The organism is Aliiglaciecola lipolytica, assembly GCF_018860635.1.
In the GTDB taxonomy this organism is placed as follows: domain Bacteria; phylum Pseudomonadota; class Gammaproteobacteria; order Enterobacterales; family Alteromonadaceae; genus Aliiglaciecola; species Aliiglaciecola lipolytica_A.
Window position 1 is genome coordinate 43,494 of record NZ_JAHKPT010000017.1, and the last position, 13,839, is coordinate 57,332.

Sequence of the window (13,839 nt, forward strand, 5' to 3'; positions counted from 1 at the left end):
ACTGCTATCATAGTTTCATCTTAGTTGCTGGGTGGGAATTTAATGTCTGAAATACTAACAATCATCTTACTTACCGGTTTATCGGGGAGTTGTATTCTCATCGGTGGAATTTTGGCTAGCTTTGACCATATTCGCCCGCTTTGGATTGAGCGCGAAGTACGCCATGGTGTGATTGCTTTTGGCGGTGGCATTTTACTCGGTGCGGTGTCAGTTGTATTAGTGCCTGAAGGCATTGCCAGTATGGGCCATTCTATGTTCTCTATCCCGATTGTGTTACTCGGCGGAGTGGCTTTTTTTATTGTTGAAAAGCAACTCGGCTTGAAAAAGCATGATTCACCGCAGTTACTGGGAATGATGTTGGATTATATTCCCGAAGCAATTGCACTAGGCGGTTTAGTTGCGCTGGGTTCCCCAGTGGCACCTTTGTTAGCATTGTTCATTGGTTTACAAAATTTGCCTGAAGGTTTTAATAGCTACCGAGAAATTAACCATAACAACGGCAACAAATCTTTTAAAACCCTTTTAACCATGAGTGCATTAATTCCATTGGGGCCTATTGCTGGGATTATCGGTTACGTTTTTTTATCAGATTATGAAGCAATTTTAGGCGCAATTATGTTGTTTGCCTCAGGTGGAATTTTGTATATTATTTTTCAAGATATTGGACCACAATCACGTTTGGCTAAACACTGGGCACCGCCACTAGGAGCTGTAGTTGGTTTCTGCTTGGCACTTTTTAGTGACATGTTGGTGACTAGTAGCTAACTGTCACTCTGGTATTCTGAGATCATCTAATATTCATTTTAAAAGAAGTCGTGCATGAAAATTAAAAGACTAGCCACATGTGTATTGTTATTATGTTTGGCAGCTTGTCAGCCAACCTCTCCAACCCAAACCGTGAATTATGAAACGCAAGGTAATTTGCAATCATCCACTGCGCTAGGTTGCGTGGGCATTGATGATGTAAATTCGTCGCACACGCCTGCCGATCTATTTTTAGGTTTAACAGAGTGCATTGAAGAGGATGAATTTGATAAGGCGTCAGATCTATATTTAGTGGCTATGAGCTATGGTTATTTTGATACTCGTAGAGTTGCAGATCGTTCTGGCCACCAAGCAATTATGGTATTGAGAATGAATTCCTTTGGCGACCATGAACAACAAACCTTGAATGAACTATTAACTTACATAATGCAGAAAACATCGAATAATTCTGCTACTTGTAAACATCTGAAAAAACTAGGGAAGCCTACCTATATACCCACTTACATGATCCAACATGGCATAGGCTCGTTTACAGAACAAAAACACAGCAATGGTCTTATTGAAGATTTTGATGCCGACACTGCTTGGCAAGAGGCGCGCTCGGTAGTGGCTAATTGTTCTTAAAGACCTACTCTAAACCCTATAAAAAAACGCGCTACTGCTATGTCGTTACAGGCTTATAATTGGTGCGTAAGCGGTAATTACGTTTTAGATAAATAATAAACTTAGTAAAATGTTCAAATGGTCGTATACTCGCCACCCTGGCGAGTATTGCACAGATTTTAAGCGTTAATTGGCGTTTTTTTGCATTTTGCATCTCCAGATAATCATCCATTTTCTTTCAATTTAAATTAATTAGGCTTTTGTAAGGTAACAAACGTGAGCGCCATCCAATCTTTGGTTCTGAAAAGTGATAACAGTGGTTTTGACGAAACCTTGTTTGCGGCTATTGCCGATGATTTATATCACCAAGGGTACAGCATTAAACCTGTTGCGTTACCAAGTGCGCTTTGCACTTCCATGAGCCAATATCAGCTGAAAATGGACGAGCAACGTTTTAAGGCTGCTGGCATTGGCCGAGGAAATGATTACCTGAAAAATGAATTTGTCAGAACCGACGAAATTTGTTGGATCACCGGAAAATCACCAGAGGAAGTTGAGTGGTTAAATTGGACCGCCCAGCTACAACGCTATTTAAATAGCCGATTGTTTCTTGGTTTGTTTTCGTTTGAAAGTCACTTTGCGCATTATGCCCCCGGAATGTATTACAAACGTCATTATGATGCGTTTAAAGGCGAAGCCCAGCGTGTGTTATCAATAGTGACATACCTTAATTCTGGTTGGGCAATCGATGACGGTGGTGAGTTAGTCCTGTTTACCGACGATAACGACATTGAAGGGATTAAAGTTGTTCCGTTGATGGGAACCATAGTGGTTTTCTTAAGTGAAGATTTTCCCCATGAAGTTTTGCCAGCGCAACGTGATCGCTATTCAATTGCCGGATGGTATCGAGTCAACACTTCTGTTTCTGAGCGAGTGGATCCTCCTTTATAAGTTTTTTGTGCAATCCAGATTTTGCTCTGGCTAGCATCGTCAATCCAATCACAAGAAGGTTAATTTTGAGCTTACAGTAGCACTGACTCGATGAATCTAAAAAGTTGACGAAAATTAAATTCGTTTCTTTTGATTTCAATCAAGTTATGGGTTTGAAAACGTCCATGAAAGCCTAAATGTATTCCTCATAGCGAGTATAATTTGATAATGCAGTCAGCAATACGAGACTGCATTTGAATTTAATCTGGGCATAAGGAATTAGTATGATGAAAGTTAAAAAACACGGCTTATCTATTGGTATTGAACGAGTAGAACAGAATTTTTTCCTATCCATGCAAATTGTTGGAAAGTTAACTCACGAAGATTACGAAATTATCACACCACTTATTGACTCTGCGCTAACCCAAGTGAAAGATCCGAAAGTTAACGCCTTCATAGATGCAACTGAACTAGAAGGCTGGGATTTAAGGGCGGCTTGGGATGATTTCAAAATTGGTTTAAAGTACAACAATGAATTCAACAAAATCGCTATTTATGGCAGTAAAAAATGGCAACAGTATGCGGCGAAGATTGGCACTTGGTTTATTTCCGGTGAAGTAAAGTACTTTGACAATCCTGAAGACGCAATGGAATGGTTAAAACCTTAAGTATAGGTGACAAAAACAGTCACCTTTAGTTTTACCATAAGTGGCGAAATTGATTTGCATTTTTGTGGGTAATTAACCTGAGTACAGGAGCAATATGGTCTTTACGCAAGGGCAGTCGGTGCTAAACCGAATCAATAGTTACCCACAAAAACCACGCAACCAGTTGTTATGTTTACGCGACCTAATTTTACGTGTGGCAACTAATACCCCCGAAGTAAAATACCTCGAAGAGACGTTGAAGTGGGGAGAACCGAGCTACCTTAGCAAAACCGGTAGTACCCTAAGAATGGATTGGAAGCCTAAAGATCCAAACAATATCTTCATTTATGTTAACTGCCAAACTAAGTTAATAGAAACCTTTAAAGAACTGTACTGCAGACGCTTGCAGTTTGTTGGCAATCGAGCAATTTTGTTGCCATTGGCTCTCGAATTGCCTGAAACTGAGCTATACCATTGCATAGCACTCACTCTTAAATACCATAAAATTAAACATCTGCCTTTGTTAGGGTGTTAAAAACACAGTATTTGCGTGTTAGTATTTTATTCAGATGAAATTGATGAACGAGTCTCAGTCAAGGTGAAAAAAGCCAAGAAAAACCTATTTTTGCTCGAATCTCTTTGTGGTTTTTGCGCGGTTGTTGCGCTATGGATCGCAGTGATAGATTCTGGCTTTATCGTTGGCATGGAAATGATCAGTCGTGGTTTTGAGATTGGTTATTTAATTGTTTTTGGTATTATTTTGAGTTCAGTTGGCATTTGGGGGCTATTCCAATTACTGTTAAAGTTAGTGTTTCCTGATGCCTACGAAGAGAGTATTTCTTTTTATCGTTTTCACCTGATTTGTGGTGGCATTGGCTGCGTGTTGTGTACGTTATTTTTCATCGATTACAATCCTCTTTTCGCCTTCATTTGTCCTTTTCCTTTGCTGGTTTCTAGCTACCTTTATCGTAAAAAATTACGCTTTGAACAGTTTGAATGTTGTTAACTGTGTCGGTTGTGCAACTAGCTAGGTTTACCATAGGCTTGGCTTGGATTTATCACGGCTTAGTGCCTAAGCTGTTGCATGTTGCGCCGTTGGAAATGTTGATGACAGCCAGCCTTGGGTTTTCCCCCAGCAAAGTTTAATAATTACGCGATGTGCCGGTGTGGCTGAGATAATTTTGGGGGTTGCTTTGATTTTGTTTTACAAAAATAGGTTACTCATTTACTTTAGCGCTCTTAATTTGGCAGCTTTGTTGATATTCACGTTAATTTTCATTCCGCAAATTTTAGTGGAAGCATTTAATCCAGTGACAACAAACATTCCACTAATCGTGTTGAGTTTTGTGTTGCTACAACAGACTCCGCGGCAACAGACGAGATTAACCGGAAGTGGAGAATGTAATGTGCACAGAAGTAGTATGGAATAGTAAATGGTAAAACGCATAATGACGTTCTTGGGCTCAATACTGATTTTGCTGGTGGCAATTTATGTTGTACTCCTTATCCTTTTTCAGCAACCCGATAAAACCGTTGCTGAACTTGCGCCTCTATGGGCGCCAGCACCTTCAGAGTTTATTGAGCTAGATGGAATGCAAATTCATCTTCGCGATGAAGGGCCAAAAGATGATCCTCTTCCAATAGTGCTGCTACATGGTACTAGTGCATCATTGCATACTTGGGAGGGGTGGACGCAGGCATTAAAGTCTCAGCGCAGAGTCATACGGTTTGACTTGCCTGGATTTGGTTTAACTGGTCCAAACCCAGAAAATGATTATTCCATTGAGCGTTATAGCAAGACAGTGATTGATGTGATGGATAGCCTTGGGGTTGATCGTTTTGTATTGGCGGGAAATTCCTTAGGTGGTTACATTTCATGGGCAACCGCAGTGTTTTACCCGCAACGTGTTGAAAAGCTTGTTTTAGTCGATGCCAGTGGTTATCCATACCAATCTACGTCGGTACCCTTAGCGTTTACAATAACCCAGCAACCGTTACTTAAATTACTTATAGGCGACATGTTGCCTCGTAGTTTAGTGGTGAAAAGTGTTAAAAACGTTTATGGTGACCCAAGCAAGGTCACACCTGAGTTGGTAGACCGTTATTACCAATTGACCACTCGTACTGGAAATAGGCAAGCGTTAGAAGCGCGCTTTGAGCAAACTCAACCTAGTGAGTTAAGTAAACGAATACCAGAGATTAAGCAGCCTACGCTGATTATGTGGGGGCAAGAAGATCGCCTTATTCCGGTCGAATTAGGAAGACGTTTTCAAGAGGAAATTGAAAACAGTGAGCTGGTTATTTTTGCTACACTTGGACATGTTCCCCACGAAGAAGATCCTGAATCTACAGTCAAAAGTGTGATTGATTTTCTGCAACAGTGAATGATTACAGAAGGTAAAACATGACACAAAATTCGCCATCAGCTAAAGCGTCAACAAGTTCGAATGTGGAAACTCAAAAGGCGGTGAAAATACCGGCGAACGTGCGCGTCATGATCGCTCTTGTGGCCTCACCTACGCTGATGGTTATTGCTTTTTCTGTCTATTCACTTTTTACCGAAAATTGGCGGGAACCCGGTGTCAGTGGAATCATTTTTTCCGCTTTAGGGATATTTGCATACTATGTTGTTATTGTCGGTAGGTTGCCCAACTGGTTTCATTTTAAACGTCAAAAATAAATCCCAATTTCCTTAGCTCTTTGTGGTTGTTCACACCCCTAAATTTGGTATATGCCGTTCTTGTTTCCTTTGCATGGCGTCGAACAAGGTTAACAAAGGTTGAGTATCTGTATCGCACAATATGCTCAACGCTTGGGCCGTGGCTTCTAATGAAGATAAACTATGCTCAAGTGTAGATTTGCGAATACGGTATTGATTGTCAGGTAGGGTATTAAAATGCCAACTTGGCAAAGCATGTAACCAAGGATTCAACTGCCACATCTTAGTCGCTTTACGCCAAGTCGCATCTATCACTATTAACCTATCGGGTAATACGTTCTGAAAGTGTTTTGAGTGCTCTTCCAACGGTTGACTAAAGGCATGGGGATACAACACCCAAGTATTTTGAGAAGCAGCCATGACTTGAGTTTTTACATCAATAAAATCCTGCTGGTTTTCGCCTACGAATATTTCGCTATTTTCAATACACAAGGGAATGAGTCTTGCTGTGTTTTTGCCATGTTTCGATTCTAACGGATGCTGCAATATTGTTAATTGCAGGGGGATTTTCACCTCACTAATAAACGCGCAAATACACACTGTTTGCGGGTACTTACAGCGTCGACAAATGACTCGTTTTTTGATTGCTGGTTTTACGTAAGAGTTTGTCATGAAATATGTTAAGGTTTTTGTATCTCGAAAATGAATCCAAATTTATTATTTTTGGAACTTAATATCAGTCGCAGAGCCTTACTATAGCTGATAATCTATTAGGTATAAAAATCTTCGTGTGTTTGTCTTAATGTCAGACGCTCGTTTAAGGAATATGGATATAAAACATGTCATTTAGCGAAAACGTGGAAGTGATCCCGCCACAATTTGGAACAGACAGCATGGATAGACGCTCTGAGGAAGAAAGTAAAAAACTTCAGAAGCAAAAGTGGTGGGTATTGAGTATCAGTTTTATGCTGGTATTTGTGGTCGCTATGATTTGGATTTGGACCCGCTCACCAATCTACCAAAGCCAAGCGATAATTCACTTTAGTTATGCTCAGCAGCTGAATAATCAACAAACCGCTGTGCCTGAAGAGCAAATAACCCTCAACAATAAGCGTCTTACCAGCAACCGAATTTTAGATAGTCTAAGCACACAACTGGCTGAGCAGTATTCGTTAAATTTAACCACCGAAGAGCTAGCCAATATGGTGTCTACTGAAGAGCACCTTGATAGCCGGATTATTAATCTATTTACCACTGGCGAAAACAAAAACCATTTACAACCTGTGCTTGAACAATGGTTGGCTTTGTATTTGGCGAGGTTAGAAGAAGAAACTCAGGAAAATACGGTAGAAGATTTATCACTAGGACAAGAAAAGCTCATTGCGCTGGAACAGAAGATTATCGAGCAGCGCGAATTAGTGGAGCAGTATAGTGAAGAAAATAACATTATTTCAATGGAGCGCGATGAAAACCGCGCGTTGTCAAAGATTAAAAGTATGGGGGCCGCGTTAGACACGGCTGAGACCCAGCAAGCAGAAGCTGCGGCAACCTTAGAAAGTGTGAAACAGAGTATCGCCCAAGGAGATTCGGTTATTCACCCTGGCGACAAAAATAGACTGGACGATATTCGCAGTACAATACGAGATACTGAAGCTGAACTCTACGAGTTATCGCAGCGATATACCGCTGAATACATGCGCTTAGATCCAAGCATCGTCAACAAAAGACGCAGATTAGAAGAGTTGAAGTCCCGTTATGCTATTGTCGCCGCTGAAAGCCAGCAGAAATTTGTGGAAGATCTACAACGCACAGTGGTGGCCTCTGAACAGAAGCAAAAACAATTAGAAATTCAGCTTGATGATTTGGGTAAAGAGGCACAGGTATTTAATCAAAAGCTAGAAGAATACGGCCGATTAATGCGTTCACTAAGTCAGTTGCAAGAACAAGCTCAGCAATTGAAGGATCAACTGGTAGAAACTGAAGTACAAAAGCCGTTCCAAGCAAAAATCAACGTATTGGAGCAACCCTTTGTTCCAACTTACCCAATATCCCCTAATTATTGGCGAGATTCGGCGATTGCTTTAGCTGCAGCTACGCTGGTGAGTTTGTTTGCGCTGCTGCTATTCAGTTTCATTCATCGCCAAAAAACGCCAGCCCCAACGATGACAAGCTACAATGTTGTTCCTTCTTCTTCAGGGCTGACATTAGAGCAAAAATTGGCGGCACAGCACGCATTAGAGCAACAAAAAAATGCACAATTAGGACATCAACAAACACCCTTACAATTAGCCCAAAACAATGCGCCAAGTGCAGCTCGTTTATTGTCAGAATCTGAATGTGGAAGTTTGTACAAGGTGGCTAATCGTGACGGAAAATTGGCAATTTCATTGATTTTAAATGGTGTCAGTCCTAGCGAATTACTCAATGTGACGATTCAGGATGTTGACCCAGAAACCCAGTCTTTAGAGATCTCTGGAGAGTATGCTCGAAGCGTTCCAATGACCGCCGATTGTATGGAAATTGTTGATAATTTGCGGGCCAATCAAGCTGCCGAAAGTCAATTGTTAGGTGGGCGACACGATGCTCAACAACTCGACCAGATGATGATAAACATCGCCCATGATGCCGGTTTAGCGTTTGCTGAGCAGTTTTCGGTGGCGGCGTTGCGACATACCTATTTGACCTATTTGGTTGTGCAGGGAGCTAGACTTAACGATCTAGAGCGAGTGGCAGGCTTTGTTAGCCCCACAGATCTGAGTTTGTATCGTCAGGTAAATCGTCGTGGCGAGCCGGTTGATGTTGAGCAACTTAATTTGCAGTTTCCATTAGCATAGTAACGTGAATCAGCAGCACTATGAGCGAATTTGGAATACGGTTTTACAGATTCCAATTGGCAAGGTTGCCAGTTATGGGCAAATCGCTGATTTAGCGGGTTTACCGGGACGGGCTCGCTTAGTTGGTAAAGCGTTAGGTTATGCCCCTGATTCGCTGCAAGTACCTTGGCATCGAGTACTTCGAGCAGACGGTAAAATTGCTTTTCCGGCGCAAAGTGAGCAATCCAATTTGCAAACAGGGTTATTACAACAAGAGAATGTTGCAGTATTTAATAACAGAGTGAAACTGAAGGTATTTCAATGGCAACCTGACTTAGCAGAAATGCTATTTAAATTGAACTACTAAATACTTGATAAATTTAAAGATTATGTAAATGTTCTTGTACCAAACAGCAGTGTGGTTTATGTTTAAGCGTATCTATTTTAAGCAACGAGTTTTCGGCCGGTGTTAAAAGAAATTTCAATTGATGAATTGAAGCCAGGCATGTACGTTCAAGCTATTGTTGAGCAGCGTGGCAATATGAAAATCAAAAGCCAAGGAAAGGTGACTAAACGCGCTATTGTCAGCCAGTTGAAAAAAAAAGGCATCATCCGACTTCTTATTGATCCTAGTAAAGAGTTTACTCCAGAGCCTGAACCAGACGTAGATAATCAACCCTCAGAAGAACAAAAACAGCCCACTAAACGCAGGGGACATATTACTTTTGACAGTGAAATTGCAGTTGCTAAGCAATTACACGACAAAGGTAAAGTAATTCAAAATAGGATGTTTAAGTTGGTAGCCAAAGGCTTACCAATTGATTTAAAACTGCCTAGAGAATTTACTGAACAACTTGTTGGCTCTATCGATCGTAACCCCAACGCGCTGATGTGTTTAACTAAAATACGTGAAAAAGACAGTTATCTGTTGGAGCATTCCCTTAACGTGGCGATATTGCTTGCGAATTTTGCGCAATTTATTGGCTTACAAGAAATTGAAGTGCAAGAACTCGCGTTAGCCGGCTTTTTACACGATATTGGTAAAATTAAAATACCAGATAGTATTCTGCACAAGCCCGGCCGACTTACCGATCAAGAAATGAATATTATGCGCGATCACGTCTTTCTTGGGATTCAAACCTTAGAAGAAATGGGATTACCTGAACACATTATAAAAATCATGTCAGAGCATCACGAACGTCTGGATGGTTATGGGTATCCAGAAGGTTTACGAGGGGATGAAATTAGCTTATATGGCCGCATGATAGCCATAGTCGACACTTATGATGCGATAACAGCCGATCGCTGTTACAAATCAGGCATGTCTTCTCAAAAAGCCCTCAAAATATTACTGGCTGACTCACCTGTGATGTACGATCAGCCCTTAGTGCAAAAGTTTATTAAATGTGTTGGCGTCTACCCTGTAGGCAGCCTAGTGAAGCTAAACAACGAACAAGTGGGTATGGTGGTCAGTTGCAATGAATTGGCACCATTGAAACCTGTTGTGAAGATCTTTTATTCTGCCCGCACTGGAAATTATTTACCAATCAAAGAGATCGACTTGACCCAAAGCCAAATGAAGGTTGAAAAGGGGGTCAAGCCCAGCCAATTCGACATCGACTTTAATCGTTACTTTGAAGAAAATATAGCCATCTAGCATTTAGTGCAAAATACATATTGTATTAGCACTTAGATGCCTTTTGCGATTGGCTGGCTACTGGCTATTTACCCGACTGATAAGCGCAACGCAATATTTCGCGCATTTGGTCGTCGGTGATGTGTGACGGACACAGGCCCTTATCTACTAACTCTTCTTTTACACATTCCACTGGCTTATCGGCAATGTTAGCGCTGTGCTTTTTGACATAACGTGTTAAATTTTGCTGCAACTTACGAGTTAAACAAGACATACTTCACCTGATACTTCTGGGGTTACCAATCAAAAAAACTGTACTATTCTTATACAGCATAAATCGAACCATGTTTGATATGTTATTTAAAAACAAAAGGTTAAGTGTTTTTGGTGGGGGAGGTGTTTTAGACGCTTGTCAAAAAGTCTGACAGAAAGTGTCAAATATACATCTGATTCAATGAAAGTTATGCACTGAGGTTCGGGTCACTCTGTTAGAGTTACCCACAGAAGAATCAAACAACCTGGCTAACCTCAATGCAGGTTTTTTTAATCATTAATTAAATTATTAGGTTTTAATTTGAAGCCAATTTTAGGCAGACGCAAACATTTAATCTGGACTCCATTACAAATTAAAATATTTGTGCTGGTGGTTAGTTTGTTTAGCATGGTGTTCGCGTTAACTCTGCTGAGTATATACAACGCTGCCTATAATCAGGCTGAACGTCAATTTTTGTCTCGTTTGAACGTGGGCCGCAATGTATTTTTAAACGAGTTGGCGAATGCCAAATCGCAACTTGATCTAAATGTAGAAACGGTTTCCAAAGACTGGGCACTGCGCAGTGCCATTGGACAAGGAGAAGATGAGGAATCTATCCGTACTATTTTATTTAACTTTGGGAGCCGCATAGACGCAGATATTGCCCTAGTGTTAGATAAAAAGTTTAAGCTTATTTCCCAGTATGGTGGGCAGGACAGTCAAGTTGCCCAAGCCTTAGGCCGAGAACTGAGTGACGAACAAAAACACCAAGCTTGGATCACTATGATGGGAGAACAGCCGTTTTTGGTTTCCGCTGAGCCTATTCGTGCTCCCGGCGTGATTGGCTGGTTAATCATGGGTAAAAAGCTCAACTTAAGCCTGTTCGAGCGAATTAAAAGTTTAATTTCTCTTGATATCAACCTTACTGTTGTCAGCGATAATCAAGCACTGCTTCCGCTATCGACTATTGATAACGACGAATTGTTAAATGATGCTATAAGAAACGCCAGTCTAATGTTGCCAGACGAAAATCGCGCTATCGAGTTTCAAACGGTAGACACCCATGACACCGTATTATTGCCATTTGTGCTGTTTGAAGATAATCGTCGACAGTTTGTCGTGGTATTGCAAGACTCCATTCAGACTTGGTTGAATACCTTACGACAATTTATGCTCGAGTTACTGCCATTCTTCGCGGTGGGTTTATTGTTAGCGGTGATTGGTTCCTACTATATTGCGCGCAGTATCACTCGACCCGTAGGTCGACTGCTGGATGCGGCTAAATTGGTCGCCAGCGGCAAATACAGTGATGCAATTCAGGTATCCGAAAAAAGTGAACTTGGCGAATTGGCGCTGGAGTTTGGCAACATGCAGCAAGCTGTTATGCAGCGTGAACAAAAGATAAAAGATCAGGCCGAAGAAATCAGGCAAACCAATAAAGCCAAATATCAAATTGAAATTGTGCAAAAAGAGCAGGAGTTGGCGAAGTCTGCCAATGAAGCTAAAAATCGGTTCTTAGCCAATGTCAGCCACGAAATACGCACACCGTTGAACTCCATTATTGGATATACCCAAGTACTAGATGATAGCCAAGCAAGCGTTCAGGAAAAACAGCAAGCAACGCGAGCGATAAACAGTAGCGGCCAATATCTGTTAAATATTATTAATGATGTTTTGGATTTATCTAAGATTGAGGCAGGCAAAATCCACCTGCAAAATATCGATACGTGCACCGTCAGTTTATTAAATGAAGTGCAGTCCTACATGCGCCGTTTTGCTGAAGAAAAAAGCTTGCAGTTCAATTTGCAACTGCACTTCCCGTTGCCCCATTATATCAATACAGATCCCACTCGATTGAAGCAAATATTGCTTAATTTGTGCAACAACGCCATTAAATTCACCGACCAAGGCCAGGTGGAGTTGCAGGTTTATTTTGATAGTTATAAACGACGTTTAATTTTTGTCGTGTCTGACAGTGGCGTGGGCATGAGTGAAGAGCAACAGTTGCGCCTGTTCACCGCCTTTTCTCAAGGAAGTTCTGCGATTAATCGTAAATATGGAGGCACAGGACTCGGTTTATATATCAGCAAACAACTGATTGAAATTATGGGGGGGCATATTAAAGTCACCTCTCAAGAGGGCGAAGGTAGCCAGTTCGCTGTTTATTTACCTTGGTCTGAAGCCCGCAATAAGGCAATGCTAACATCCCAAAAAGAAGCCGATGATATTGCCCAGCAGTACCAACACAACGACCTAAAAATACCACGCCTATCGGGACATATTCTGTGTGTGGATGATAACCAAGACAATTTACAGTTAGTCGCCTATTTACTCAGAAAAACCGGTGTGAAAATTAGTTTAGCAAGCAGCGGCATTGAGGCACTAGAGCTTGCGAAACGACATAACTTCGAATTGGTATTAATGGACATGCAAATGCCCGATATGGACGGTTTAGAAACAACTCGCAGATTGTTAAGTTCGGGTATTCAATGTCCTATTTTGATGCTCACCGCCAATGTTGATAGCGAAAGTATTAAACAAGTGATGCAGGCAGGGGCAACAGGGCACTTTGGTAAACCCATTAAGACCGAGGCATTTTACGCTAAATTAAGTGAGTTGATGGATTTGCGTACGCATAATCCAATAGAGCACCAAACCTCTCAGCCTAGCAGCGAGTTTGAGCGATTAATTGAAGACTACAAAGCTAGCTTTGGGACCAAAATTAGCGATATCCAAAGCGCTGTTGAACAGCAAAATTGGAATGAAGTGCAGCAACTTATGCATAAATTAAAAGGCTCTGCGGGTAGCTACGGATTCGACCGTATAAGTGAATTAGCGAAACAAGTGGAAGATAATTTAACTCAGCAACAATCTGAAGATGCCACCGCAAGCCTAACGCAATTAATTGAATTGATGAGAGATACACGCGCCGAAAAAAGGTAAGGATAGTTTCGCTAATCTCACAGAGTTGACGCATTAGTGTTAATCTTTGCGTTTAGATAGACTCTAATTCAGTCGCGTTTTTAGCCAACAAGCGCAAATCTAAAGACAAGGAAGTAACTTGAAAGTACTCGTTTTCTTACTGCTAGCCACTATTCTGCTGACCGCATGCAGCAAACAACTAAGCGTTGATACGCTTTATGCAAGTTGTCGAGATAAAACCGAACACTCCATCGTAATCTACATGGCGCAATTTCAGGTACTAAACGATATTAGCGGTGAAGAGCTCATCGGCTTGTTTGATTCAAAAGTGAGTAAAACTGAAAGTGTCGATCTATGCCAATGTTTTGTCAGCAAGTTTAAAAAACAAAGCGTCGAGGTACAAAATAAAACCCTAGCGGACATCCAATCGATTAATGAGCAGCTAAAGCCAGAACTAAAACTATTTGCTAAAAAAGGCATACTCGGCAGAATAAGCTATCGAGATGAATATCAAAAAATTGAGAGCTTTATGCCAAAAATAGCCAATATTAAACGCTTAATTAGGCAGGCAAGCGAGAACAAATACAAGCAGCAAAGGTGTTTGTTGTAAT

The 13,839-nt window shown here is 41.1% G+C and carries 16 protein-coding genes; 14 read left to right on the plus strand and 2 right to left on the minus strand.

Annotated features, from left to right (window positions below):
* The first annotated feature begins 42 nt into the window (after window positions 1–42).
* The 9 genes from KO530_RS07030 to KO530_RS07070 all read left to right on the plus strand — a co-directional run bounded on the left by KO530_RS07030 (window position 43) and on the right by KO530_RS07070 (window position 5,625).
* The gene (locus KO530_RS07030; protein ID WP_216047711.1) at window positions 43–765 is read left to right on the plus strand and encodes a ZIP family metal transporter; all 723 of its coding nucleotides are present in this window, start codon (window positions 43–45) and stop codon (window positions 763–765) included.
* A gap of 54 nt (window positions 766–819) precedes the next feature.
* Entirely contained in the window at window positions 820–1,389 is a 570-nt protein-coding gene (locus KO530_RS07035) for a hypothetical protein (RefSeq protein ID WP_216047712.1), read from the plus strand.
* Window positions 1,390–1,644: 255 nt separating this feature from the next.
* A complete protein-coding gene (locus KO530_RS07040) occupies window positions 1,645–2,319 on the plus strand; it encodes a 2OG-Fe(II) oxygenase (RefSeq protein WP_216047713.1) in 675 nt (224 codons plus the stop codon).
* A 266-nt stretch (window positions 2,320–2,585) separates the two neighbouring features.
* Window positions 2,586–2,966: an STAS/SEC14 domain-containing protein gene (locus KO530_RS07045; RefSeq protein ID WP_216047907.1), complete on the plus strand. Its 381-nt coding sequence runs from the start codon at window positions 2,586–2,588 to the stop codon at window positions 2,964–2,966.
* 94 nt (window positions 2,967–3,060) lie between these two features.
* The gene (locus tag KO530_RS07050) at window positions 3,061–3,480 is read left to right on the plus strand and encodes a DUF1801 domain-containing protein (protein ID WP_252728966.1); all 420 of its coding nucleotides are present in this window, start codon (window positions 3,061–3,063) and stop codon (window positions 3,478–3,480) included.
* Window positions 3,481–3,495: 15 nt separating this feature from the next.
* The gene (locus KO530_RS07055) at window positions 3,496–3,951 is read left to right on the plus strand and encodes a hypothetical protein (protein ID WP_216047714.1); all 456 of its coding nucleotides are present in this window, start codon (window positions 3,496–3,498) and stop codon (window positions 3,949–3,951) included.
* A 160-nt stretch (window positions 3,952–4,111) separates the two neighbouring features.
* The gene (locus tag KO530_RS07060) at window positions 4,112–4,375 is read left to right on the plus strand and encodes a DoxX-like family protein (RefSeq protein ID WP_354667867.1); all 264 of its coding nucleotides are present in this window, start codon (window positions 4,112–4,114) and stop codon (window positions 4,373–4,375) included.
* Window positions 4,376–4,378: 3 nt separating this feature from the next.
* Entirely contained in the window at window positions 4,379–5,329 is a 951-nt protein-coding gene (locus KO530_RS07065; RefSeq protein ID WP_252728968.1) for an alpha/beta fold hydrolase, read from the plus strand.
* A 20-nt stretch (window positions 5,330–5,349) separates the two neighbouring features.
* Window positions 5,350–5,625 carry a hypothetical protein gene (locus tag KO530_RS07070; protein ID WP_252728970.1) on the plus strand — a complete coding sequence of 92 codons (276 nt, stop codon included), beginning with the start codon at window positions 5,350–5,352 and terminating at the stop codon, window positions 5,623–5,625.
* A 30-nt stretch (window positions 5,626–5,655) separates the two neighbouring features.
* On the opposite strand, the gene KO530_RS07075 is transcribed toward KO530_RS07070, so the two are convergent.
* Window positions 5,656–6,276, minus strand: a complete 621-nt coding sequence (locus KO530_RS07075) for a tRNA-uridine aminocarboxypropyltransferase (RefSeq protein WP_216047715.1) — start codon at window positions 6,274–6,276, stop codon at window positions 5,656–5,658.
* A gap of 167 nt (window positions 6,277–6,443) precedes the next feature.
* Between KO530_RS07075 and KO530_RS07080 the strand changes: the two genes are divergently transcribed.
* From KO530_RS07080 to KO530_RS07090, 3 genes are all read left to right on the plus strand, one after another.
* Window positions 6,444–8,438 (plus strand): hypothetical protein, encoded by a 1,995-nt coding sequence (locus KO530_RS07080; RefSeq protein ID WP_216047716.1) that lies wholly within the window; start codon window positions 6,444–6,446, stop codon window positions 8,436–8,438.
* Window positions 8,439–8,442: 4 nt separating this feature from the next.
* Entirely contained in the window at window positions 8,443–8,784 is a 342-nt protein-coding gene (locus KO530_RS07085) for an MGMT family protein (RefSeq protein WP_216047717.1), read from the plus strand.
* 99 nt (window positions 8,785–8,883) lie between these two features.
* Window positions 8,884–10,074: an HD-GYP domain-containing protein gene (locus KO530_RS07090; protein ID WP_216047718.1), complete on the plus strand. Its 1,191-nt coding sequence runs from the start codon at window positions 8,884–8,886 to the stop codon at window positions 10,072–10,074.
* Between the two features lie 64 nt (window positions 10,075–10,138).
* Here the strand turns inward: KO530_RS07090 and KO530_RS07095 are convergent, their stop codons facing one another.
* Complete coding sequence (locus KO530_RS07095) at window positions 10,139–10,327, minus strand: hypothetical protein (RefSeq protein ID WP_216047719.1); 189 nt, start codon at window positions 10,325–10,327, stop codon at window positions 10,139–10,141.
* Window positions 10,328–10,627: 300 nt separating this feature from the next.
* Between KO530_RS07095 and KO530_RS07100 the strand changes: the two genes are divergently transcribed.
* Window positions 10,628–13,249 carry an ATP-binding protein gene (locus KO530_RS07100; RefSeq protein WP_252728972.1) on the plus strand — a complete coding sequence of 874 codons (2,622 nt, stop codon included), beginning with the start codon at window positions 10,628–10,630 and terminating at the stop codon, window positions 13,247–13,249.
* A 118-nt stretch (window positions 13,250–13,367) separates the two neighbouring features.
* Entirely contained in the window at window positions 13,368–13,838 is a 471-nt protein-coding gene (locus tag KO530_RS07105) for a hypothetical protein (protein WP_216047720.1), read from the plus strand.
* Window position 13,839 lies beyond the last annotated feature (1 nt).

Excerpts from the sequence above, each read along its gene's own strand:
- KO530_RS07035 (WP_216047712.1), top strand. The coding sequence starts at position 820 with ATGAAAATTAAAAGACTAGCCACATGTGTATTGTTATTATGTTTGGCA.
- KO530_RS07080 (WP_216047716.1), top strand. The coding sequence starts at position 6,444 with ATGTCATTTAGCGAAAACGTGGAAGTGATCCCGCCACAATTTGGAACA.
- KO530_RS07070 (WP_252728970.1), top strand. The coding sequence starts at position 5,350 with ATGACACAAAATTCGCCATCAGCTAAAGCGTCAACAAGTTCGAATGTG.
- KO530_RS07065 (WP_252728968.1), top strand. The coding sequence starts at position 4,379 with ATGGTAAAACGCATAATGACGTTCTTGGGCTCAATACTGATTTTGCTG.
- KO530_RS07030 (WP_216047711.1), top strand. The coding sequence starts at position 43 with ATGTCTGAAATACTAACAATCATCTTACTTACCGGTTTATCGGGGAGT.
- KO530_RS07075 (WP_216047715.1), bottom strand. The coding sequence starts at position 6,276 with ATGACAAACTCTTACGTAAAACCAGCAATCAAAAAACGAGTCATTTGT.
- KO530_RS07095 (WP_216047719.1), bottom strand. The coding sequence starts at position 10,327 with ATGTCTTGTTTAACTCGTAAGTTGCAGCAAAATTTAACACGTTATGTC.
- KO530_RS07050 (WP_252728966.1), top strand. The coding sequence starts at position 3,061 with ATGGTCTTTACGCAAGGGCAGTCGGTGCTAAACCGAATCAATAGTTAC.
- KO530_RS07045 (WP_216047907.1), top strand. The coding sequence starts at position 2,586 with ATGAAAGTTAAAAAACACGGCTTATCTATTGGTATTGAACGAGTAGAA.